Below are 22490 nucleotides of genomic sequence, written 5' to 3' on the forward strand. Positions count from 1 at the left end.
ATTACAGCCCCATTTTCACCAGTTTTGGCAGGTTCTCTTTGTCCAGGCTTTCGGTGTTGTTGCCGAGGATGGTGTGGGTCGCCTCGTCAACTTTCACTTTGCCCAAACCCTCGATGGTCATTCCGTCGGTGATTGGCTCTTTCTTCTGCATCATGTCGGCGATACGCACGAACACTTCGCCTGCGGTTTGTGGATTCCAGATGTAGCCGCCTTTGATCGCGCCACGCTGCACCAGCGATGCGCCCTGGCCAGGACTAAAGGCGCCAATTACGCAGACCTGATCGATCTTGTTACGGTTCATCACCGCGCGACCGGCGCCAATCGGACCTTGTGAACCAAAGGCCATAATCCCTTTCAAATCCGGATATTTGGACATCAGTTCGTTAGTGGTGCGAATCGAGTCATCCAGCGATTCGCCGACGCCAAACTTGTCGGTGACCATCTGCATCTTCGGATAGTGTTCTTTCTGATAATTCAGCGCTGCGTCGGTCCACTGCTGGTGCAGCGGCACGGTCAGGCTGCCGACGTACATGGCGTATTTGCCCTCTTCATGCATGCATTTCGCCAGCGCTTTCATATGGTTGATGCCGTGCGTCGGCGCATCCACCAGTTCGAAGTCCCAGTTAGCGCCTTTCTGATCCGGCGATTCGTGGGTGATCACTTCAATACCGGCATCACGGGCGCGCTTCAGCACCGGTTCCAGCACTTTCGGGTCATTTGGCACCACGCCAATGATGTCGACCTTCTGGGCAATCAAATCTTCGATAGCGCGCACCTGCAGAGCCGGATCGGCCGCCGTTGGTCCCACCATCCACGCGTCAATGCCGCGTTTCGCCGCTTCACTCTTGATGCCCGCTTCCATGGCGTTGAACCACGGAATACCGCCAATTTTCACCACGATGCCCATGCGTAATTTGTCAGCAGCCTGCGCGCCGGAGGCGGCAAACAGGGCGAGCAGAGAACAGGCGATAAGATGTTTTTTCATAAAGACTCCGATTTAATTTTTTATTAGCTGCATAGAATGGCTGCGCTGGGAGCAATCAATAATATTGACGCCGTTCCACGCTAATTCTTGTTCCAGCTCTTTGTCTTTTAATTGGTCAGTAATGAGAAAGTCCACATCGCGATAATGACAAATACGCGCGAATGAGGGCCGCAGGAATTTACTTCCGTCCAGCAGCAGATGTTTTCTTTCCGCTGCTAATAACATTTGCTGTTTTAAATGTGCGTTGTTTTCGTTACCTTCACGTAAATAACCGTCATTGCCTAAACTGCTACAGGAGAAAAAGATCTTATTGATCTGAAATTCCCTGAGCGGTTGCTCGGCGACGACGCCGTGGAAATCTTCATAACGGTCAGAATATTCTCCCCCCAGACAGATGGTGCGGATGCTGCCGCGCGCCGCAAGGGTTTGTACAATCCTGATGGAATTGGTTAATACCGTTAATTCAATATCCGGCAGCTGTCGCGCTAAATACCAGCAAGTGGTGCTGCTATCGAGTAATATACAATCGCCGGGGCTAATGAAATCGAGTGCGCGTTTGGCAATAGCCATTTTTGCATCAACATGTTCATTGACTCTCTGGCGGAAAGATAATTCATACTCGTTAACACCTCGCGTATTTCCCTGAATGTTGGCGGCCTGTCGTTTTGCTGGTACCGCACCACCGTGACTGCGTTGTAACAGACCACGTTTCTCCAGCTGCGTTAAATCACGCCGAATAGTTTCTTGTGAAACCTGACATAACGTGACTAATTCAGCGACAATGACCCGACCATTTAAATTTAATTCGTCAATAATTCGCTGCTGTCTTTCAATCGGCAACATAACTAACCTCCGATGGCTATAAATTACTGGATAGCGCATTTGGAAAGTGTGGGCTGCGCACGAGTCCACAGTCACCAAAACGCCTTGGCTGATTAGAGTGATCTGGATCCGTCTTATATGTAAATGAGATGTCTGGTTATCAAAATTAAGTGATATGTCTCACATAAATAAGCCTAATGGCGCGAAATCCGCGTTCTACGCGCGTTGCAAATCCAAAACATGGATTTAACCTAACATGACCGCTTATGACCGTTTGTGTGTATTTGACCGTTTTGTGATGAGTTAACAAGAGTCCGACGAATCCGATTGAGCAGTAATCGGTCAAAACGGATGATGAGCGCTTGCCCCATCCAGTTCCCGTTCGCCACAGGTGACGGCTTTTTCAGCGGTTAACCTCGCTTTTAGGGCCGGCTCACAGTTTAGGCCTGCTGACAGCGTTCCCGTTGCGCTATTATTTTCTTTCCAGGAATTTGGGGACCGATTTTTTGATGTCGTATTGGATGAAGTTACTGCTTTTATTGCCCTTTCTTTTTGTCGCGTGCGTTCAGGCTCAGCCACTGCAAAAGTCATTTTCCGACTGGCAACTGACCTGTAACAACGCGGCTTTTTGCGTGGCACGCAGTTTTCCCGGTGACAACGGCTTAGTAATGACGCTCTCACGTCATGCTGGCGTCAACGATCGTCCCTTGCTGCGTATTGATTACGGCAGCGCCTACAGCGGTGAGCTGCCGGGCGGCCCGCTCAAGGATAACCTGCTACTCGATCAACGCCGTCTCACACCAGACCTTAAACACTGGACGGTGGAACCGCATCATCTGGCGACCAGTAATGCTATCGCCATCGACGAGTTTCTGGCGCAGACGCTGGATGCGCAAAATCTGCAGCTGACCTATAAAGCCAACGCCACCATTCCGCTTAGCGGCATGAAGGCGGCATTACTGTTGATGGATGACGTGCAGGGCCGCGTCAACGGTGCCAGCGCCTGGGTGAAGCGTGGCGACCGCGTGCAGTGGGATGTACCGCCGCAGCCAGCGTTGCCGGCGTTACCTTCGCCATTACCGCCGCCGCCGCCGCTGACGCAGGAAGAGACCAGCGGTTTAATTGATTTTGGTACCTGGCGGGTGAATACCGATAACTGCTCGCTCGATCCACTGCGGCGTGAAGTGAGCGTGTCGCCGCTGACCGACAGCAAAGCGCTACTGCTGATCAGCTGCGAAACCGGTGCGTATAACGTGATCGATCTGGCCTTTGAAGTGACGCGCACGCAGCCTTATGTATCGCGCGGTCTGAGCTTAACGCTGCCGTTTACGCCGCCGTCACGCGGAGATAATCAGCTGGAGTTGGTGAACGCGGAATTTGATGCCAGCCATGGATTGCTCTACACCTTCAGTAAAGGACGTGGTTTGGGGGATTGCGGCGTGGCAACGCGCTGGCAGTATGACGGCAACGAGTTTGTGCTGGCGGAGTATGCGGAAGAGAAGACCTGCGATGCGTGGCACAGCAGTGAGGATTGGCCAACACTCTGGGTCACTGAATCGCAAAATCCGGCGCAGTCGCGTTAATACCACGTGCAGCATTAAATCATTGCACATTCCGTAGCGGCGCGATTTATCGCGCAATGAATTGCGCCGCTACAGCCTGCACCACAACCCAGTTAGCGGATGGCTTGCACCGTCATCGGTGAACCCGATTGATTGCCCACCAGCTCGGTCAGCATATTATTCACGCCATCGCTCATCGGGGTGAAACGCGTTAACGGCGAGCGAGTCACCACCACAAACACGCCGACGTTGTGCTGCGGCACCATCGCCATATAGGTAATGAAGCCGCCGCCACCGCCGGTTTTCTGAATAATCCCCGGACGACCTTCCTTTGGCCCCATATAGACCCAACCCATGCCCAGCGCATCGGCGCGGCCCGGCACATCCATGCCTTCCACTTTGGTTAGCTGGTCACGACGATAAATCAGCGTTTGCAGGCGATCAATTTGCGGCGTGCGGTGATTCACCGCCGAGTTAAGGAACTGCTGCATCCAGCGGCCCATATCGTCTGGCGTTGAGTAAACGCCGCCGCTACCGATGGCCGCAAGCGTGTTGTTACACGGACTGGCACCTTTCTCGGCAATCATCAGACGCTGACACTGATCCGGTGACGGCGTAAAGGTGGTGTCTTTCATGCCCAGCGGACGCGTTATCAACTGCTGGAACAGTGCTGGATAGGGCATGCCCGCCGCTTTGGCGAGCGCATCGCTCAGCAGATCAAAGCCCAGGTTGGAATAGGCGGCATTGGTGCCTGGCGCGGCCTTTAATGCCGCTCCGCTCAGCCACTGCCAGCGATCGGACTTGGTCGGCCAGACAAACACCGGACGATGCGGTTTACCGCCGGGCTGCTCGCGCGGCAGGCCGCTGGTGTGGGTGGAGAGGTTAATCAGGCGAATCGGCTGGCCGTTATAGCTTGGCACGCGCGCGCCAGGCGGCGCGTATTTGCTGAGCGGATCGTCAAGACGCAGTTGACCGCGTTCGGCCATCTTCACCATCACTTCGCTGGTCATCAGCTTGCTGAGCGAGGCAATACGAATCACCGAATCGGGCTGCGGACGCACGTTGTTGCCGGGGCGCGTATCACCAAAGCTGGCGAAAACCCGCTGATTGCCATCAATCGCCACCAGCGCCATGCCGGTTGCGCCGCTGCCATAGAAAATGTGCTCGGCGTAGCGATCAACAATTTGCGATGCCAACAGCGGATCGGGCGACGACTGCGCCATGCTTTTTAATGGAAGCACTGTAACCATTAAGGCCAGTAAAAAAGGAGTACGTTTTTTCAACGGGAAAGCGTCCGCTATAAGAATCGGAGGAAAGCTTATAGTAATCAGTTTGCGCGAGGCGTGAAGGGGGCAGGGCGGATTTTTTTCTGTTTCAGGCTGTGATCAAAAAATGGCCCTTACGCCAAAAAGACGCAGGGCCAGATCGATTAGTGCGGCTTGAGTAAAGCTTCAGTATGGCTGACGATGTTCTCGACGGTGAAACCGAATTCCGGGAACAGTTTGCCGGCGGGGGCTGACTCACCAAAGGTGGTCATACCGACAATCGCGCCATCCAGACCAACATACTTGTACCAGTAATCAGCAATACCGGCTTCGACCGCCACGCGCGCTTTCACGCCGGATGGCAGCACCGATTCGCGATACGCAACGTCCTGCTTATCAAACACGTCGGTGCTCGGCAGCGAAACCACGCGAATCTTGTGGCCAGCAGCGGTGAGTTTATCTGCCGCGCCCAGCGCGATTTCAATCTCCGAACCGGTGGCGATGATGATCGCATCCGGCGTGCCGTTGCTGTCCTGCAGCACATAGCCACCGCGCGCAATATTCGCCACCTGCTCTTTGCTACGCTCTGGCTGCAGCAGGTTCTGACGCGACAGGATCAGCGCGGTTGGCCCATGATGGCGCTCAACGGCGGCTTGCCACGCCACGGCGGTTTCCACCTGATCGCACGGACGCCACACACTCATGTTTGGCGTAACGCGCAGGCTGGCAATCTGCTCAACTGGCTGGTGTGTCGGACCATCTTCGCCGAGGCCGATGGAGTCATGCGTATAGACCAGCACCTGACGCGCCTTCATCAGCGCCGCCATGCGCACCGCATTACGCGCGTACTCGACGAACATCAGGAAGGTAGCGGTGTATGGCACGAAGCCGCCGTGATGCGCGATGCCGTTGCCGATCGCCGTCATACCAAATTCACGTACGCCGTAGTGAATGTAGTTACCGGCACTATCCTCTTTGATCGATTTTGAGCCCGACCAGATGGTGAGGTTACTGGGTGCCAGATCCGCTGAGCCGCCGAGGAATTCCGGCAGCAGCTTGCCAAACACTTCCAGCGTATTTTGTGAGGCTTTACGGCTGGCGATTTTCTGTGGATTAGCCTGCAGCTCTTCAACAAACTTCTGCACTTCGCTACTCCAGTTAGCCGGCATTTCACCGCTCAGACGACGGGTAAACTCCTGCGCCAACTCGGGGTGTGCCTCTTTATAAGCGGCAAACTTATCATCCCAGGATTTCTCGCGCTGCGCGCCCGCTTCTTTGGCATCCCACTGCTGATAAATCTCTTTCGGGATCTCAAACGGCGGATAGTGCCAGCCCAGTTTCTGCCGCGTCAACGCCACTTCTTCTTCGCCCAGCGCCGCGCCGTGCGACTCCTCTTTACCGGCTTTGTTCGGCGAGCCGAAACCGATAGTGGTGCGACAGATAATCAGTGACGGCTTGTCGGTAACGCTTTGCGCCTCTTTAATCGCCGCAGCGATCGCTGCCGAATCATGGCCGTCGATACCTTCTGCGCTACCGATGACGTGCCAGTTGTAGGCTTCGAAACGTTTGTGCGTGTCGTCGGTGAACCAGCCTTCGGTTTCACCATCGATGGAGATGCCGTTGTGATCGTAGAAGCCAATCAGTTTGCCGAGACCGAGCGTACCGGCCAGCGAGCTCACTTCGTGCGAGATGCCTTCCATCAAACAGCCATCGCCCATAAACACGTAGGTGTGGTGATCGACGATGTCGTGGCCGGGACGGTTAAACTGCGCCGCCAGCGTGCGTTCGGCAATCGCTAAACCTACCGCGTTGGCCAGGCCCTGGCCGAGCGGACCGGTGGTGGTTTCCACGCCTGGCGTGTAACCGAGTTCGGGATGCCCCGGCGTTTTAGAGTGCAGCTGACGGAAGTTTTTCAACTCTTCCATCGGCAAGTCGTAGCCGGTGAGATGCAGCAGGCTGTAGAGCAGCATCGAGCCGTGACCGTTGGAAAGAATAAAGCGGTCACGATCGGCCCACGCCGGATTGTTGGGATTGTGTTTCAACACATCGCGCCATAACACTTCGGCGATATCTGCCATGCCCATCGGCATACCTGGGTGCCCGGAATTTGCTTTTTGTACCGCATCCATGCTGAGTGCACGAATTGCGTTAGCCAACTCTCTGCGTGAAGACATAAGGTTCTCCCTTGTGATTTGGCGATAGCGGATGAGCCAATGCCCATCCGCCATAAGAGTGAGTGCGGATTACAGACGAGAAGAGAGCACGTCTTCCAGCTTCTGCTGGTCGACGGCGAACTGACGAATGCCGTCTGACAGTTTTTCTACCGCCATCGGATCCTGATTGTGTTCCCAGCGGAATTCCGCTTCAGAAAGTGAAGCCGGCTGATGGAAACCTTCGGTTGATGGCTCCAGCTTACGCTCCAGCGGCGCGTCGCTGTTGGCCAGCTCTTCCAGCAGGTTAGGGGAAATGGTCAAACGGTCACAGCCGGCCAGCGCCTGAATCTGTTCCACTTTGCGGAAGCTGGCGCCCATGATGACGGTGCTGTAACGGTGCTTCTTGTAGTAATCGTAGATACGGCGCACAGATTTCACGCCCGGATCTTCATCAACCACATACGGATCCATCGGTTTGCGGGTATTGTACCAGTCGTAAATACGGCCAACAAATGGCGAGATCAGGAACACACCGGCTTCGGCACAGGCACGCGCCTGAGCGAAGGAGAACAGCAGCGTCAGGTTGCACTGAATGCCGTTTTTCTCCAGCTCCTCGGCGGCTTTGATGCCTTCCCAGGTTGACGCCAGTTTGATCAGAATGCGTGAGCGGTCGATGCCGTGCTCTTCGTACAGACGCACCAGCTTCTCGGCTTTGGTGACACACATGCCACGATCGAAGGAGAGGCGCGCATCCACTTCGGTCGAAACACGGCCCGGTATGCTTTTCAGAATTTCCATACCGAGGTTGATCGCCACTTTGTCGCTGGCGTTGATGATTTGCGTCTCTTTGCTGCCGCCCTGTTTTTTCGCGTAGTCGATGGCGTCATCAATCAGATGTTTATAACCCTCAAGACCGGCGGCTTTCAGAATCAATGAGGGGTTGGTGGTCGCGTCTTCTGGATTGTAATGGCGAATGGATTCGATATCGCCGCTGTCCGCCACCACGGTGGTGTATTGTTTCAATGCATCTAGCTGGTTCATCACTTAACTCCTTGATTAGCAATAATGTGGGCAAAGGTGTTGCACCCATTCCTGTTAAGTATTGGTCCAACACAGTGCTACAGACGTTACACGAAGAAAATGCGTTTTCTCTGATTGTGGCGTCGTGGCGCTTAAGAGGTGCGATAGTGAAAGGAGGACTGGCCTAAACGGTTCAGCTACGCTTTTTGCCATCAATAAGGATAGCAGGCTGTGCCGATCCCGCAGGCGAAGCGGTGGCAATCCGTGCCTTTCAGTCTGTGCGTTCTTTGAGCGCCTTCACCCTCTTTTGTGCCGCACATTCCTATACTGAATGCCTATTTAGCGATGCCAAAGGATGCCCAATGGACGATCAACTCAAGCAAAGCGCGCTCGATTTTCATCAATTTCCCACGCCCGGAAAAATTCAGGTTTCACCCACCAAACCGTTAGCCACGCAGCGCGATCTGGCGCTGGCCTATTCGCCCGGCGTCGCTGCGCCTTGTCTGGAAATTGCCGCCGATCCGCTGGCGGCGCGCAAATACACCGCGCGTGGCAATCTGGTGGCGGTGATCTCCAACGGCACCGCGGTGCTGGGGCTGGGTAACATTGGCGCGCTGGCGAGTAAGCCGGTGATGGAAGGCAAGGGCGTGCTGTTCAAAAAGTTCGCCGGCATTGACGTGTTTGATATCGAAATCGATGAGCGCGATCCCGATAAGTTGATTGAGGTGATTGCCGCGCTGGAACCCACTTTTGGTGGCATCAATCTGGAAGATATCAAAGCGCCCGAGTGTTTCTATATTGAGCAACAGCTGCGTGAGCGCATGCAGATCCCGGTATTCCACGACGATCAGCACGGCACGGCGATCATCTGTACCGCGGCGGTGCTCAACGGCTTAACCATCGTTAAAAAAGCCATCAGCGAGGTGCGGCTGGTGGTTTCCGGCGCAGGGGCTTCGGCGATTGCCTGCCTGAATCTGCTGGTAGCGCTCGGCATGCAGCAGCACAACATTGTGGTGTGCGATTCCAAAGGGGTGATCTATCGCGATCGCGAGCTGAATATGACGCCGACCAAAGCGGCCTATGCGGTGGCCGACAGCGGCGCACGCACGCTGGACGAGGTAATTGGCGGCGCGGATATTTTCCTTGGCTGTTCCGGCCCCAAAGCGCTGACGCCGGAGATGGTGCAGAAGATGGCGCAGGATCCGCTGATTCTGGCGCTGGCCAATCCCGAACCGGAAATCATGCCGCCGCTGGCCAAACAGGTGCGGCCCGACGCGATTATCTGCACCGGGCGCTCTGATTTCCCCAATCAGGTGAACAACGTGTTGTGCTTCCCGTTTATCTTCCGTGGCGCGCTGGACGTGGGTGCCACGGCGATCAATGAAGAGATGAAGCTGGCGGCGGTGCACGCGATTGCGGCGCTGGCGCAGGCGGAACAGAGCGATGTGGTGGCGTCGGCGTATGACGATCAGGATCTGAGTTTCGGCCCGGAATACCTGATCCCCAAACCGTTTGATCCGCGTTTAATCGTGCAGATTGCGCCCGCGGTGGCGAAAGCGGCGATGGAATCCGGCGTCGCCACGCGACCGATTGAGGATTTTGATGCTTATCGTGAGCAGCTCACCGAGTTCGTCTATAAAACCAACCTGTTTATGAAGCCAATCTTTTCGCAGGCGCGTAGAGATCCCAAACGCGTGGTGCTGGCAGAAGGCGAAGAGGTGCGCGTGCTGCACGCCACGCAGGAGCTGGTGACGTTAGGGCTGGCGAAGCCGATTCTGATTGGCCGGCCGAATGTAATCGCTATGCGTCTGCAAAAGCAGGGTTTGAAGATCGAGGCGGGCAAAGATTTTGAGATCGTCAATAACGAATCCGATCCACGTTTTAAAGAGTACTGGAATGAGTATTACCAGATCATGAAACGGCGCGGCGTGACGCCGGAAACTGCCCAGCGCGCGGTGATCGGCAATCCCACGCTGATTGGCGCGATCATGGTGCATCGCGGTGAAGCCGATGCGCTGATCTGCGGCACCATCGGCGATTATCAGGAACATTATGATGTGGTGGAGAAAGTGTTTGGGCTGCGAGAGGACGTGAAGGTGGCGGGCGCGATGAATGCGCTGCTATTGCCGAGCGGCAATACCTTTATAGCTGACACCTACGTTAATGAAGATCCCAGCGCAGAACAGCTGGCGGATATCACGCTGCTGGCGGCGGAAACGGTGCGACGCTTCGGCATTGAACCGCGCGTGGCGATGCTGTCGCACTCCAGCTTTGGCACCTCAAATGCGCCGGGCGCGCGCAAAATGCGCGACGTACTCGCGTTGATTCAGCAACGCGCCCCGGATCTGGAGATTGACGGCGAAATGCACGGTGATGCGGCGCTGGTCGAGAGCATTCGCCGTGAACTGATGCCGGACAGCCCGCTGAAAGGCACCGCGAATTTGCTGATTATGCCGAACGTCGAAGCGGCGCGTATCAGCTATAACCTGCTGCGCGTCTCCTGCTCCGAAGGTGTCACGGTGGGACCGGTGTTGATGGGGATCAGCAAGCCGGTGCATGTGTTGACGCGTATCGCCTCGGTGCGGCGCATCGTGAATATGGTGGCGTTAGCGGTGGTGGAGGCGCAGACCGAGCCGTTGTAACGACTTGATTGGCGAATGAGTTGCGCCGCAATGAAATTCTGCACACCTTGTCGCGGCGCCATTCATTGCGCGATAAATCGCGCCGCTACGGGGTGTGCGGTTGGTTAATTATGTAGCTTCAACCAATCTTTGACTGGCAGGAAATCGCGGTACAAGGCGGCTTCGGGGGAATCGGCTTCTGGCTGATAATCGTATTCCCAGCGCACCAGCGGTGGCATCGACATCAAAATGGATTCGGTGCGGCCGCCGGTTTGCAGCCCAAACAGCGTGCCGCGATCCCACACCAGATTGAACTCGACGTAGCGACCACGACGATAGAGCTGGAACTGGCGCTCGCGATCGCCCCACGGCAGCGTTTTGCGCTTCGCCACAATCGGCAGGTAGGCGTTGGCAAAACCGTTGCCGACTGCCTGCATAAAATCGAAGCAGTAATCGAAATCGGGCGTGTTCAGGTCGTCATAAAACAGACCGCCGATACCGCGCTGCTCGTCGCGATGCTTGAGGTAGAAGTAATCGTCGCACCACTTTTTGTAGCGCGAATAAACCTCCTCACCAAACGGCTGGCATAGATCGTGCGCGGTTTGATGCCAGTGCAGCGCATCCTCTTCGAAGCCGTAATAGGGCGTAAGATCGAAACCGCCACCAAACCACCACACCGGATCGGCGCCCGGTTTTTCCGCAATAAAGAAGCGCACGTTGGCGTGGCTGGTGGGCACATAAGGATTGGATGGATGCACCACCAGCGATACGCCCATCGCTTCAAAGCTGCGCCCGGCCAGTTCAGGACGATGCGCGGTGGCGGACGCGGGCATTTGATCGCCATGCACGTGCGAGAAGTTAACGCCGGCTTGTTCAAACACCGCGCCATCACGCAATACGCGACTGCGTCCGCCGCCACCGCCGGGACGTTGCCACTCATCTTCGGCAAAGCTCGCCTTGCCATCTTCCGCCGCTAATTGGGCGCAAATATCATCTTGCAGCGCCAGCAAAAAGGCTTTGACGCGGGAAATATCGGGATTGCTCATCAGTCACTCGTTCCGGAAATTTGCCGCGATTCTACCACAGGATGAAGGCTATGCTTCGCGACGATCGACCTCATCGAAGTAGCGGGTGATGCCGTCGGCAATGGCGCTGGCAATTTTCTGGCGGAACGCCTGCGTGCCAAGCAGCTGCTCTTCACGCGGATTGGTAATAAAGGAGGTTTCCACCAGCACCGAAGGAATCGACGGCGATTTCAGCACCGCAAACGCGGCCTGTTCGGTGTGCTGGCTGTGCAGATGATGCACCGGGCGAATCTGATCGAGGACGTGTTTACCCAGCGTCAGGCTGTTGCGAATGGTATCGGTCTGCACCAGATCGAACAGAATCTGGTTGAGGTAATGATCTTTATCCTGCACCTCAGCACCGCCCACTTTGTCTGCATCGTTTTCACGCTGCGAAAGGTATCGCGCCATCGCGCTGCTGGCACCGCGATTGGAAAGGGCAAAAACCGATGCGCCGTTAGCATCCGGGCTGGTGTAGCCATCGGCGTGAATCGACATAAACAGGTTAGCGCCATGCTGGTGGGCGATTTCGACGCGCTGATAGAGCGGAATAAAGTGGTCGCTGTCGCGCGTCAGGCGCACTTCGATGCGTGGATGCGATTGCAGCAGCGTCTTCACGGTATTGGCGATCGCCAGCACAATGTGTTTCTCTTCCGAACCCTCTTCGCCGACGGCGCCGGAATCGATGCCGCCGTGGCCGGGATCGATCATCACGATGCGTTTGCCGTTGCTGGCGGGTTTCGGTGGCGTATGACGCGGACTAACGCGCAAATCGCTGTTCTGTTCTTTGGCCTGCACCGCACGCGGTGACAACACCGCCAGCGCTAAACCGGAAAGTATCAGTTGGCGACGATTGGTAAGGCGCTTAAGCAGTGAAATCTTCATCATTTACGGGTCCATGGCAGGTAAATCCTGCCCCGTGTTATAGCGTAACAATTGCCAGGCGGCGACCTCGCAACTATTTCAAGTGTTTACTTTCTATTGCAACAGACTAACAGCGATGTCGCGCTTTTTTTGCTCCGTTGTCACGCGTGAGGGTTGCGCCTGGCAAAGAATGCGTGATAATCAGCGAATTGTGCCTAACAGCAGGATAACGTCGATGGAAATCCGTTCTTTCCGCCAGGAAGATTTTGAAGAAGTGATCACGCTCTGGGAGCGTTGCGATTTGTTACGCCCATGGAACGATCCGGAGCTGGACATTGAACGCAAAATGAACCACGACGCGGAACTGTTTCTGGTCGCGGAAGTCGGTGGCGAAGTGGTCGGTACGGTGATGGGCGGCTACGACGGCCATCGCGGCTCCGTCTACTATCTGGCGGTGCATCCTGATTATCAGGGCCGTGGCTTTGCCAATGCGTTGATGAATCGTCTTGAGAAGAAGCTGATTGCGCGCGGTTGCCCAAAAATCAATTTGATGGTGCGCGAAGAGAACGATCAGGTGGTGGCGTTTTACGAAAAGCTCGAATACGAGCCGGTGGACTCGCTGCTGCTGGGCAAGCGTTTGATTGAAGATCGCGAGTATTGAGAGTCGGTTTGAAATACCTTCCCGAAGAGTACGATGCGAAAGGGCAGCTGCGGCTGCCGTTTCTTTTCTGGCTGATCCTGTTATTGCAGGCGCGCACCTGGCTGCTGCTGGTGATGGCGGGCGCATCACGCCAGCAGGGCAATGATTTGCTGGCGCTGTTCTATCCCGACCGCCAAAGCTTCTGGCTGGGGCTGGCGTTAGGCATTCCGGCGGCTATCGGCTTATTGCTGACCGGCTATCGCCAGCGCTGGCCGCGCCTGTGGCAAAGCTGGCGTCATGTATTGAGCGCATCGCTCCTTGTCAGCCTGCTGTGGCAGGGTTCCAGCCTGCTGCAAGGCGCCTTTCCCGACTCGCCGCTGCCGCTGTTATTGACGCTATTTGACCTGCTGGCGTTGTTCTGGCTGCAAACGCAACCTCGCCTGCGCGACTGCTTTCTGCCGGAACATCAGCAGGTCGAATAAACTTTTTGCCGGTTTGTGACTCCAACAGGCACGCCAATCGGCTTAGCAGATCAAGGAGTTTTCATGAAAGTTGTTCGTCACGCACTGCTGGTTAGCAGCATGGTTCTGGCCGGCTGCGCCAGTTCGGGTTCCTCTGGCAGCGCGAGCGATAGCGAAAGCCATTGGTACAATCCGCTTAGCTATCACTGGTCGGCGCTCAATCCACTCGGCTGGTTTGGTGGATCGCTGGAGGTCACCGAGCAAGGCGTTGCGGGCCTGACGAGCACCACCTCAATGTCGGAAGACGCCATCCATAAAGCGCTGAACGGCGATTACAAATTGCGTCAGGGCATGCGCACGCAGAATGGTCAGGTGGTGGATTTCTGGCAGGCGCTGGATGGCGACAACGTTAAATTGGTGATTAACGGCAGCAGCAGCGTGGAGCGCATTGAAGTGCAGGATGCCGATGCCAAAGCGGCGGACGGCAGCAAGATCGGCAATCTGTTCAGCGACATGTTCAGCAAAGCCTTTAACAACTGCAAAATGGCCACCGGTCTTGATGCACGCGATGTTGAGTGCCGTGCGCCGGGCAGCCAGCACATCTCCTACATTTACAGCGGTGAATGGCATGGTCCGGAAGGCTTGATGCCGTCGGACGATACCCTGAAAAGCTGGAAAATCAGCAAGATCGTTTGGCAGCGTTAAACCAGATAAAACTTGCTTAAAAACCCGCTCAAAAAGTGTGGCTTTCCGGTATGATGCGGGCGAAAAAATATCGTCTAACCATCATGCCGGAGAGCATAGCAATGTCTCAGTTTCAGAGCGGGATCCTGTTGGAGCACCGCCGTTTCGCCATTTGGCTCGAAGCCCGCGTCACGGGCGATCTTGACGCGTTGCGCCAGGGTAGCAAATTCTTCTTACAGCAGCTTGAAGCGCTGCAGACGCAATTCAGTGATGCCGGATTGGGCGCGGTGATCGCCTTTGGTGATGCGCTGTGGCGCGATCTGCAAGGCAACGCTTCTGCACCTGAACTCAAAGCTTTCGCCGCGCTTGGTAACGGCATTGCGCCTGCCACGCAGCGCGATTTGCTGATCCATATTCAATCTCAACGACACGACGTGAACTTCACGCTGGCTCAGGCGGCACTTAGCGCCTTTGCCGCTGCGGTCAATATCGAAGAAGAGACGCACGGTTTCCGCTGGATTGAAGATCGCGATCTGTCGGGCTTCGTTGATGGCACGGAAAATCCGCAGGGCGAAGCGCGCAAGGAGGTAGCGATTATCAGCGCAGGCGCGGATGCGGGCGGCAGCTATGTGTTTACCCAGCGCTGGGAGCACAACCTTAAGCTGTGGAACCGCATGGCGGTGGAGAAGCAGGAAGCAATTATTGGCCGTACTAAAGAGACGGATGAAGAGTTGCCGGGCGATCAGCGTCCTGCGACATCGCATCTCAGCCGTGTCGATCTTAAAGAAGAGGGCAAAGGGCTGAAGATTCTGCGCCAGAGCCTGCCATACGGCAGCGCCAGTGGCACGCATGGGCTGTACTTCATCTCTTACTGCCATCGTCTCTATAATATCGAGCAGCAATTGCTGAGCATGTTCGGCGAGCGCGACGGCAAAATGGACGCCATGCTGCGCTTCACCAAACCGGTTAGCGGCAGCTACTTTTTTGCGCCGTCGCTGGATGCTTTGCAAGCGCTGTAACCTCTATGTATTAAGGTCAACCTGGCGCGATTCATCGCGCCGCTACGGATATCAGCACTTATTTGTCGCGGCGCAATTTATTGCGCAATGAATCGCTTAATGCCGATTTACATTTCCATTCGCCGCATAAACTCTCCCGCCGTCTTATGCCTTTTTAGACTTTGAAATCCCTAAACGATATATAAAACCGTTACAGCTTTCCCCTGAGTTATAAATACACTGACAGCATCTAATGGCATTGGCTTAACTGCCGTCTTTCAGGGTGCAGCATGACACTTCCGATTTCGAAAAAATGGCTTGGCGGTATCGCGCTGTCGTGTGCTTTAGCCGGTGCGGCGCAAGCGACCGAGTTGCTGAATAGCTCTTACGACGTTTCGCGCGAACTGTTCGTTGCCCTGAATGCACCCTTTGAAAAACAGTGGGACGCTGCCCATCCCAATGACAAACTGACCATCAAGCAGTCGCACGCCGGTTCCTCTAAGCAGGCGCTGGCGATTCTGCAAGGGCTGCGCGCCGATGTGGTGACCTACAATCAGGTGACAGATGTGCAGGTGCTGCACGACAAAGGCCAACTGATTCCCGCTGACTGGCAACAACGTCTGCCAAACAGCAGTTCACCGTTTTACTCCACCATGGGGTTTCTGGTGCGTAAAGGTAACCCGAAGCAGATTCACAGCTGGGCCGATCTGGCGCGCGATAACGTGAAGCTGATTTTCCCCAACCCAAAAACCTCGGGTAACGGCCGCTACACTTATCTCGCCGCGTGGGGTGCGGCCGATCAGGCGGATGGCAAAGATAAAGCCAAAACTGAAGCCTTTATGGCGAAGTTCCTCAAGAACGTGGAAGTGTTTGATACCGGCGGTCGCGGTGCGACCACCACCTTTGCCGAGCGCGGTCTGGGCGATGTGTTGATCAGCTTTGAATCGGAAGTGAATAACATCCGTAATCAATACGGCAAAGACGACTACGAAGTGATCGTGCCAAAAACCAATATTCTGGCGGAGTTCCCGGTGGCGTGGGTCGACAAAAATGTCGAGCACAACGGCACCACCGACGCGGCCAAAGCCTATCTGAATTATCTCTACACGCCTGAAGCGCAGAAAATCATCACCAATTATTATTATCGCGTGAATAACCCGCAGCTGATGGCGGAGCAGAAAGATCGCTTCCCGCAGACAGAACTGTTCAACGTCAAAGACGCCTTTGGCGGCTGGGATAACGTGATGAAAGTCCATTTTGCCAATGACGGTGAGCTGGACAAATTACTGGCAGCGGGGCGCGGTTAATGTTCGCGCTCGCTCAAAAACGTGTTTTGCCGGGCTTCGGACTGAGCCTCGGCACCAGCTTACTCTTCACCTGTCTGATTCTGCTGCTGCCGATCAGCGCGCTGCTGATGCAGCTGTCGCAAATGACGCTGGCGCAATACTGGGCGGTGATTAGCCATCCACAGCTGATCGCCGCGTATAAAGTGACGATTCTGGCGGCGGGCGTGGCCTCGCTGTTCAACGCCGTATTCGGCATGCTGATGGCGTGGATTCTGACGCGTTATCGCTTCCCCGGCCGCACGCTGCTGGATGGTTTGATGGATCTGCCATTTGCGCTGCCGACTGCGGTGGCAGGTTTAACGCTGGCGGGCCTGTTTTCGGTCAACGGCTGGTACGGTCAGTGGCTGGCGCATTTTGATATCAAAGTCTCTTACACCTGGCTCGGCATCGCTGTGGCGATGGCCTTTACCAGCATTCCGTTTGTGGTGCGTACCGTGCAGCCGGTGCTGGAAGAGTTAGGTCCGGAATATGAAGAAGCCGCGGAAACGCTGGGCGCAACGCGCTGGCAGAGCTTCCGTCGCGTGGTGCTGCCAGAAGTGGCGCCGGCATTGCTGGCCGGCACTGCGCTGTCGTTTACCCGCAGCATCGGTGAGTTTGGCGCGGTAATCTTTATCGCCGGCAACATCGCCTGGAAAACGGAAGTGACCTCGCTGATGATTTTTGTGCGTCTGCAGGAGTTTGATTATCCGGCGGCGAGCGCCATCGCCTCGGTGATCATGGCGGCTTCTTTGCTGCTGCTGTTCGCGATTAACACCTTGCAGAGCCGCTTCGGCCGTCGCTTAGGAGGCCACTGATGGCGGAGATTTCACACATCAATCACGACGACCGCCAGCCAATCAACTGGGGCAAGTGGCTGCTGATTGGCATCGGTGCGCTGGTTTCCATCCTGCTGCTGGTGGTGCCGATGGTTTCCATCTTCTGGGAAGCGCTCAACCAGGGTTTGGTTGCCTCGCTGAGTAACCTGAAAGATGGCGACATGCTGCACGCCATCTGGCTGACCCTCTTAGTGGCGCTGATTACCGTACCGGTCAACATGGTGTTCGGTACGCTGCTGGCGTGGCTGGTGACGCGCTTCACCTTTCCCGGCCGCCAGCTGCTGTTGACGCTGTTTGATATCCCGTTTGCGGTGTCGCCGGTGGTTGCCGGTTTGATGTATCTGCTGTTCTGGGGCGTCAACGGTCCTGCCGGTGGCTGGCTGGATGCGCACAATATTCAGATTATGTTCTCCTGGCCGGGCATGGTGCTGGCCACCATCTTCGTTACCTGTCCGTTTGTGGTGCGTGAGTTGGTGCCGGTGATGCTGAGCCAGGGCAGTCACGAAGATGAAGCGGCGGTGCTGCTCGGCGCATCCGGCTGGCAGATGTTCCGCCGCGTGACGTTGCCGAATATCCGCTGGGCGCTGATGTACGGCGTGGTGCTGACCAACGCACGTGCGATTGGTGAATTTGGTGCGGTCTCGGTGGTTTCGGGATCGATTCGCGGCGAAACCTATACCTTGCCGCTTCAGGTTGAATTACTGCATCAGGATTACAACACCGTGGGCGCCTTTACTGCCGCCGCGCTGCTGACCCTGATGGCAATCGTAACGCTGTTTCTGAAAAGTGTGGTGCAGTGGCGATTAGAGCATCAGCAGAAGCGCCTACAGGAGGAAAATCATGAGCATTGAGATTAAACAAATCAACAAATCGTTTGACCGCACATCGGTTCTTAACGACATCTCTCTGGATATTCCTTCCGGCAAGATGGTGGGGCTGCTGGGGCCATCCGGTTCTGGTAAAACCACGCTGCTGCGTATCATCGCTGGGCTGGAACATCAGAACAGCGGACAGATCCATTTCAATGGCAAAGACGTCAGCCGCATTCATGCGCGCGATCGTCAGGTGGGCTTTGTGTTCCAGCACTACGCGCTGTTCCGCCACATGACGGTGTTCGACAATATCGCCTTTGGCCTTACTGTTCTGCCACGTCGCGAACGTCCAGGTGCTGCTGAGATCAAACAGCGCGTTACGCGTCTGCTTGAGATGGTACAACTTTCCCATCTGGGCAACCGCTTCCCGGCGCAGTTGTCCGGTGGACAGAAGCAGCGTGTAGCGCTGGCGCGTGCATTGGCGGTAGAACCGCAAATCCTGCTGCTGGATGAGCCGTTTGGCGCGTTGGATGCGCAGGTGCGTAAAGAGTTGCGTCGCTGGCTGCGTCAGTTGCATGAAGAGTTGAAATTCACCAGCGTGTTCGTGACCCACGACCAGGAAGAAGCGATGGAAGTGGCGGACACCGTGGTGGTGATGAGCCAGGGCAACATCGAACAGGTTGGCACGCCAGATGACGTATGGCGCGATCCATCGACGCGCTTTGTGCTGGAATTCCTTGGCGAAGTGAATCGCTTTACAGGCGAAGTACACGGCTCGCAGTTCCATGTGGCCGCGCATCGCTGGTCGCTGGGCTACACGCCTGCGCATCAGGGCGAAGTTGAACTGTTCCTGCGTCCGTGGGAGATCGATATTTCACGCCAGAGCAGCCTGGAAACGCCTTTGCCGGTGCAGGTGCTGGAGATCAGCCCGCGCGGCCACTTCTGGCAGTTGGTAGTTCAGCCGAGCGGCTGGCAGGGCGAGGTGTTCTCCGTGGTGTTCGACGGCGATCACCATGGGCCGATGCGTGGTGAACGCCTGTTCGTTGGCCTGCAACAGGCGCGAATTTACCATGGCACTACGCCGCTTCGCCCGGTTGCCTTTGCCGAGAGCGCCTGATATTTTTGACACTCCTTCGGGCGGGACTTTCCCGCCCGTTTTATTTGCCCCTCTTTCGTCTGGAATTAAACCGTGACCACACTGGAAAATACCATCGGCAATACGCCGTTGATAAAGTTGCAGCGGCTGACACCTGATAACGGCAGCGAGATCTGGCTAAAGCTGGAAGGCAACAATCCAGCCGGTTCCGTCAAAGATCGTGCGGCCTGGTCGATGATTCATCAGGCGGAGTTGCGCGGTGACATCAAACCGGGCGATACCTTAATTGAAGCCACCAGCGGCAACACCGGCATTGCGCTGGCGATGATCGCCGCGATGAAGGGCTACAAGCTGCGCCTGCTGATGCCCGATAACATGAGCCAGGAGCGCCAGGATGCGATGCGCGCCTACGGCGCTGAATTGCTGCTGGTATCGCGCGAGCAGGGCATGGAAGGGGCACGCGATTTGGCACAGGCGATGGCCGATCGCGGCGAAGGACGCGTGCTGGATCAGTTCAACAATCCCGATAATCCGCTGGGCCACTATCTCACCACGGGCCCGGAAATCTGGCAGCAAAGCGCTGGCCGCATGACGCATTTTGTCTCCAGCATGGGCACCACCGGCACCATTACCGGCGTTGGACGTTACCTGAAAGAGTTCGCGCCAGCGGTGCAGATAATTGGCCTGCAGCCACAAGAGGGCAGCAGCATTCCCGGTATACGTCGCTGGCCGGAAGCCTATCTGCCCGGCATCTTCCGCCCGGAGTTAGTGGATGAGGTAATAGATATGGCGCAGCGCGAGGCGGAAGAGACCATGCGCGCGCTGGCGCAGCGTGAAGGGATTTTCTGTGGCGTCAGCTCTGGCGGCGCGGTGGCCGGCGCATTGCGTATCGCCACGGCCCAGCCTGGCAGCGTGGTGGTGGCGATTGTGTGCGATCGCGGCGACCGCTATCTCTCAACCGGCGTTTTCCACTGATCCCACTTTCCCACCGATGATTTGGCCTGCGCGTACTGTGATGGTACGTCCAGGCCATTTTTGTCTATAGTCTTCGTAATAATCGTCTGACGTAAGCAACGTAAGGATCGCGTAAAACCGGCTGCGTTCGTTGTGGACTCAGGACAAAATAGCGGCAATTTACACGAGAGATAACGATGAAAATTCTGCTGGTTGATGATGATGTAGAACTTGGCACCATGTTGAGCCAATACCTGATTGCTGAAGGTTTTGAAACACAACTGGTTTTAACCGGTAGCGCCGGTGTGGAAGGCGCGTTATCGGGCAACTATACCGCAATGATTCTCGACATCATGCTGCCTGATATGAGCGGCATCGATGTTCTGCGCCAGGTGCGGCAGAACAGCCGGTTACCGGTGATTATGCTGACGGCGAAAGGCGACAATATTGATCGGGTGATCGGCCTGGAAATGGGTGCGGATGATTACATGCCGAAACCGTGCTATCCGCGTGAACTGGTGGCCCGTCTGCGCGCCGTGCTGCGTCGCTTTGAAGATCAGACTCCGCTGCCGGATAAGAAAGAGCTGCTGCGCTGGGGCGATCTCAGCCTCAATCCCGCCACGCGTATTACCGAATGGCAGGGCAAAGCGTTCGATCTGACGGCTTCAGAGTTTAACTTGCTGGATTTGCTGCTGCGTGCGCCGGATCGCGTGGTGTCGAAAGATGAGCTGTCGGAAAAAGGCCTTGGCCGTCCGCGCGAAGCTTACGATCGTAGCGTTGATGTGCATATCAGCAACATCCGTCAAAAGCTGGCTGCCTTAACCGCCGACAGCGTCAACATTGAAACTGTGCGCAGTATTGGTTATCGCATTCGATGAAACACAGCTATCGCGGCCGCATGTTCTGGAAGATTTTGCTGGGCTTCTGGATTGTGTTTGTCATCATCAGCCAACTGTTGTGGCTAGGCTTTACGCTCTCCGGTAATCGACATGAGCCGCCAGAGCTGGTGGCGATTCGGCGTATCGTTAATCTGCAAATGTCGTCAGCGGTTTCAGTACTGGAGCGCGGTGGTCCCAGCTCGCTTGATGACATGATGGCCGACTGGGAACCGAACGATCGGCAATTCTTCTCGGTGATCCAGCACGAAAAACCCGCTGCGACGCCCAACAATGCGCCGCCAGAAAGCATCAACGAACCCTTTCAGGGACCGTTTCCTGATGTGATTGTGCGTTGGGTAAAAGGGCAGGATAGCAAACAGTACGAGCTGCGTTACGACGTTAAAGGTCTGCGCGAAGACAGCTCAATGGGCGGCGGCCGCCCGCGCCGCATCCTGAATATCCCCGAACCGATGTTTACCTTCGCTGGCGCATTGGGGCTGCTGTTTAGCCTGCTGCTGGCGTGGAACCTGACGCGACCAATGCGTCAGCTGCGTGAGGGCTTTGCGCGCGTCTCCAGCGGTGATTTGTCGGTACGGCTCTATCCGGTGATGCGTAAACGCCATGATGAGCTCTCGAACGTTGCGCAGGATTTTGATGCGATGGTGGAGCGCCTCGATACGCTGGTGAAAGCGCGTGAGGAGTTGCTGCATGATATCTCCCACGAGCTGCGTTCACCGCTGGCGCGCTTGCAGCTGGCGACCGGCCTGGCGCGGCAGACGCCGGAATCCGTCGAATCCTCGCTCAATCGCATTGATGAGGAAGCCCGACGCCTCGACAAGATGATTGGCGAGCTGCTGACGCTTTCGCGTGCTGAGCACGAAAGCATGCCGGGGGAACAATATTTCGACCTTACCGGCCTGCTGCATGCGGTGGTGACGGATGTGCGCTACGAAGCGCAGATTCCCGGCGTGATTGTCGATTTTCAGGTGGATGAGAATGCGGATTACACCGTTCACGGCAATGCGGAACTGATTCGTCGTGGTGTGGAGAATGTGCTGCGCAATGCGCTGCGATTCTCGCACAAAGGGCAGCACATCAATGTGCGGCTGCAGGCGGAAAATCAGTGGCTGGCAATTAGCGTGCGCGATCAAGGGCCGGGCGTGGACGATGAGAAGCTTTCGAGCATCTTCGATCCTTTTGTACGGGTTAATTCTCCGCTGATGGGCAAAGGCTACGGTTTGGGGCTATCGATTGTGCGTAAGGTGATTCTGGCGCATCACGGTGAAGTTCAGGCGGTAAATCGCCCGGAAGGTGGTCTGGAGTTAACGTTAAGGTTACCGCGCTGGAAGCAGGAATAAGGCTTAGTGCAGTCGGTCAGGACAACGGGGCAGATCGTAAAGACGGCATAAACCGTCCCTGGGCCTCGGCTCGCGCCTTCCCTGGCGCGAGA

At 56.0% G+C, this 22490-nt stretch carries 20 protein-coding genes; 13 read left to right on the forward strand and 7 right to left on the reverse strand.

What is annotated here, in order from left to right; all coding sequences use genetic code 11:
- Window position 1 precedes the first annotated feature (1 nt).
- Both DEU53_RS07005 and DEU53_RS07010 read right to left on the reverse strand, forming a co-directional pair.
- Entirely contained in the window at window positions 2-985 is a 984-nt protein-coding gene (locus DEU53_RS07005) for a substrate-binding domain-containing protein (RefSeq protein ID WP_110866506.1), read from the reverse strand.
- A gap of 12 nt (window positions 986-997) precedes the next feature.
- Complete coding sequence (locus tag DEU53_RS07010; protein WP_101763547.1) at window positions 998-1828, reverse strand: DeoR/GlpR family DNA-binding transcription regulator; 831 nt, start codon at window positions 1826-1828, stop codon at window positions 998-1000.
- Between the two features lie 488 nt (window positions 1829-2316).
- On the opposite strand from DEU53_RS07010, the gene DEU53_RS07015 reads away from it, so the two are divergent.
- The gene (locus tag DEU53_RS07015; RefSeq protein ID WP_110866507.1) at window positions 2317-3390 is read left to right on the forward strand and encodes a DUF1176 domain-containing protein; all 1074 of its coding nucleotides are present in this window, start codon (window positions 2317-2319) and stop codon (window positions 3388-3390) included.
- Between the two features lie 92 nt (window positions 3391-3482).
- Here DEU53_RS07015 and ampH read toward each other — a convergent pair whose 3' ends face one another.
- From ampH to tal, 3 genes are all read right to left on the reverse strand, one after another.
- Window positions 3483-4652 (reverse strand): D-alanyl-D-alanine-carboxypeptidase/endopeptidase AmpH, encoded by a 1170-nt coding sequence (ampH, locus tag DEU53_RS07020; protein ID WP_101763549.1) that lies wholly within the window; start codon window positions 4650-4652, stop codon window positions 3483-3485.
- A 146-nt stretch (window positions 4653-4798) separates the two neighbouring features.
- Window positions 4799-6808, reverse strand: coding sequence for a transketolase (gene tkt, locus DEU53_RS07025; protein ID WP_110866508.1), 2010 nt, complete (start codon window positions 6806-6808; stop codon window positions 4799-4801).
- 69 nt (window positions 6809-6877) lie between these two features.
- Entirely contained in the window at window positions 6878-7828 is a 951-nt protein-coding gene (gene tal, locus DEU53_RS07030; protein ID WP_101763551.1) for a transaldolase, read from the reverse strand.
- Between the two features lie 341 nt (window positions 7829-8169).
- Between tal and maeB the strand changes: the two genes are divergently transcribed.
- On the forward strand, window positions 8170-10449 hold the full coding sequence (gene maeB / locus DEU53_RS07035; RefSeq protein WP_110866509.1) for an NADP-dependent oxaloacetate-decarboxylating malate dehydrogenase: 2280 nt from the start codon (window positions 8170-8172) through the stop codon (window positions 10447-10449).
- A 104-nt stretch (window positions 10450-10553) separates the two neighbouring features.
- Here maeB and hemF read toward each other — a convergent pair whose 3' ends face one another.
- Both hemF and amiA read right to left on the reverse strand, forming a co-directional pair.
- Window positions 10554-11474 (reverse strand): oxygen-dependent coproporphyrinogen oxidase, encoded by a 921-nt coding sequence (gene hemF / locus DEU53_RS07040; RefSeq protein ID WP_110866510.1) that lies wholly within the window; start codon window positions 11472-11474, stop codon window positions 10554-10556.
- 48 nt (window positions 11475-11522) lie between these two features.
- Window positions 11523-12380 (reverse strand): N-acetylmuramoyl-L-alanine amidase AmiA, encoded by an 858-nt coding sequence (gene amiA / locus DEU53_RS07045; protein ID WP_110866511.1) that lies wholly within the window; start codon window positions 12378-12380, stop codon window positions 11523-11525.
- Window positions 12381-12591: 211 nt separating this feature from the next.
- Here amiA and DEU53_RS07050 point away from each other — a divergent pair, with 211 nt between their 5' ends.
- The 11 genes from DEU53_RS07050 to DEU53_RS07100 all read left to right on the forward strand — a co-directional run bounded on the left by DEU53_RS07050 (window position 12592) and on the right by DEU53_RS07100 (window position 22398).
- Window positions 12592-13017: a GNAT family acetyltransferase gene (locus tag DEU53_RS07050; protein WP_061717913.1), complete on the forward strand. Its 426-nt coding sequence runs from the start codon at window positions 12592-12594 to the stop codon at window positions 13015-13017.
- A gap of 8 nt (window positions 13018-13025) precedes the next feature.
- Window positions 13026-13478 carry a DUF2919 domain-containing protein gene (locus tag DEU53_RS07055; protein ID WP_233501682.1) on the forward strand — a complete coding sequence of 151 codons (453 nt, stop codon included), beginning with the start codon at window positions 13026-13028 and terminating at the stop codon, window positions 13476-13478.
- A gap of 63 nt (window positions 13479-13541) precedes the next feature.
- Window positions 13542-14162, forward strand: coding sequence for an RpoE-regulated lipoprotein (locus DEU53_RS07060; protein WP_110866512.1), 621 nt, complete (start codon window positions 13542-13544; stop codon window positions 14160-14162).
- A 101-nt stretch (window positions 14163-14263) separates the two neighbouring features.
- The gene (locus tag DEU53_RS07065; RefSeq protein WP_110866513.1) at window positions 14264-15160 is read left to right on the forward strand and encodes a Dyp-type peroxidase; all 897 of its coding nucleotides are present in this window, start codon (window positions 14264-14266) and stop codon (window positions 15158-15160) included.
- A gap of 269 nt (window positions 15161-15429) precedes the next feature.
- A complete protein-coding gene (locus DEU53_RS07070; RefSeq protein ID WP_110866514.1) occupies window positions 15430-16446 on the forward strand; it encodes a sulfate ABC transporter substrate-binding protein in 1017 nt (338 codons plus the stop codon).
- Window positions 16446-17279, forward strand: coding sequence for a sulfate/thiosulfate ABC transporter permease CysT (gene cysT, locus DEU53_RS07075; RefSeq protein WP_064739484.1), 834 nt, complete (start codon window positions 16446-16448; stop codon window positions 17277-17279). Before DEU53_RS07070 ends, cysT begins: the two co-directional genes overlap by 1 nt.
- Window positions 17279-18151: a sulfate/thiosulfate ABC transporter permease CysW gene (gene cysW, locus DEU53_RS07080; RefSeq protein ID WP_110866515.1), complete on the forward strand. Its 873-nt coding sequence runs from the start codon at window positions 17279-17281 to the stop codon at window positions 18149-18151. The genes cysT and cysW overlap by 1 nt, the downstream gene beginning before the upstream one ends.
- Window positions 18141-19229 (forward strand): sulfate/thiosulfate ABC transporter ATP-binding protein CysA, encoded by a 1089-nt coding sequence (gene cysA, locus DEU53_RS07085; RefSeq protein ID WP_110866516.1) that lies wholly within the window; start codon window positions 18141-18143, stop codon window positions 19227-19229. The genes cysW and cysA overlap by 11 nt, the downstream gene beginning before the upstream one ends.
- A gap of 72 nt (window positions 19230-19301) precedes the next feature.
- Window positions 19302-20183: a cysteine synthase CysM gene (gene cysM, locus DEU53_RS07090; protein ID WP_110866517.1), complete on the forward strand. Its 882-nt coding sequence runs from the start codon at window positions 19302-19304 to the stop codon at window positions 20181-20183.
- Window positions 20184-20359: 176 nt separating this feature from the next.
- A complete protein-coding gene (locus DEU53_RS07095; RefSeq protein ID WP_008107810.1) occupies window positions 20360-21040 on the forward strand; it encodes a response regulator transcription factor in 681 nt (226 codons plus the stop codon).
- Window positions 21037-22398, forward strand: coding sequence for an ATP-binding protein (locus DEU53_RS07100; RefSeq protein ID WP_110866518.1), 1362 nt, complete (start codon window positions 21037-21039; stop codon window positions 22396-22398). Before DEU53_RS07095 ends, DEU53_RS07100 begins: the two co-directional genes overlap by 4 nt.
- Window positions 22399-22490: the final 92 nt, after the last annotated feature.

Source organism: Pantoea sp. AG1095, assembly GCF_003208415.1.
Classification (GTDB): Bacteria; Pseudomonadota; Gammaproteobacteria; order Enterobacterales; family Enterobacteriaceae; genus Pantoea; species Pantoea leporis.

Bases quoted from the DNA above. Each gene is read 5' to 3' on its own strand.
- DEU53_RS07005 (WP_110866506.1), bottom strand. From the start codon at position 985: ATGAAAAAACATCTTATCGCCTGTTCTCTGCTCGCCCTGTTTGCCGCC.
- DEU53_RS07010 (WP_101763547.1), bottom strand. From the start codon at position 1,828: ATGTTGCCGATTGAAAGACAGCAGCGAATTATTGACGAATTAAATTTA.
- DEU53_RS07015 (WP_110866507.1), top strand. From the start codon at position 2,317: ATGTCGTATTGGATGAAGTTACTGCTTTTATTGCCCTTTCTTTTTGTC.
- tkt (WP_110866508.1), bottom strand. From the start codon at position 6,808: ATGTCTTCACGCAGAGAGTTGGCTAACGCAATTCGTGCACTCAGCATG.
- tal (WP_101763551.1), bottom strand. From the start codon at position 7,828: ATGAACCAGCTAGATGCATTGAAACAATACACCACCGTGGTGGCGGAC.
- maeB (WP_110866509.1), top strand. From the start codon at position 8,170: ATGGACGATCAACTCAAGCAAAGCGCGCTCGATTTTCATCAATTTCCC.
- hemF (WP_110866510.1), bottom strand. From the start codon at position 11,474: ATGAGCAATCCCGATATTTCCCGCGTCAAAGCCTTTTTGCTGGCGCTG.
- amiA (WP_110866511.1), bottom strand. From the start codon at position 12,380: ATGATGAAGATTTCACTGCTTAAGCGCCTTACCAATCGTCGCCAACTG.
- DEU53_RS07050 (WP_061717913.1), top strand. From the start codon at position 12,592: ATGGAAATCCGTTCTTTCCGCCAGGAAGATTTTGAAGAAGTGATCACG.
- DEU53_RS07060 (WP_110866512.1), top strand. From the start codon at position 13,542: ATGAAAGTTGTTCGTCACGCACTGCTGGTTAGCAGCATGGTTCTGGCC.
- DEU53_RS07065 (WP_110866513.1), top strand. From the start codon at position 14,264: ATGTCTCAGTTTCAGAGCGGGATCCTGTTGGAGCACCGCCGTTTCGCC.
- DEU53_RS07070 (WP_110866514.1), top strand. From the start codon at position 15,430: ATGACACTTCCGATTTCGAAAAAATGGCTTGGCGGTATCGCGCTGTCG.
- cysT (WP_064739484.1), top strand. From the start codon at position 16,446: ATGTTCGCGCTCGCTCAAAAACGTGTTTTGCCGGGCTTCGGACTGAGC.
- cysW (WP_110866515.1), top strand. From the start codon at position 17,279: ATGGCGGAGATTTCACACATCAATCACGACGACCGCCAGCCAATCAAC.
- cysA (WP_110866516.1), top strand. From the start codon at position 18,141: ATGAGCATTGAGATTAAACAAATCAACAAATCGTTTGACCGCACATCG.
- DEU53_RS07095 (WP_008107810.1), top strand. From the start codon at position 20,360: ATGAAAATTCTGCTGGTTGATGATGATGTAGAACTTGGCACCATGTTG.
- DEU53_RS07100 (WP_110866518.1), top strand. From the start codon at position 21,037: ATGAAACACAGCTATCGCGGCCGCATGTTCTGGAAGATTTTGCTGGGC.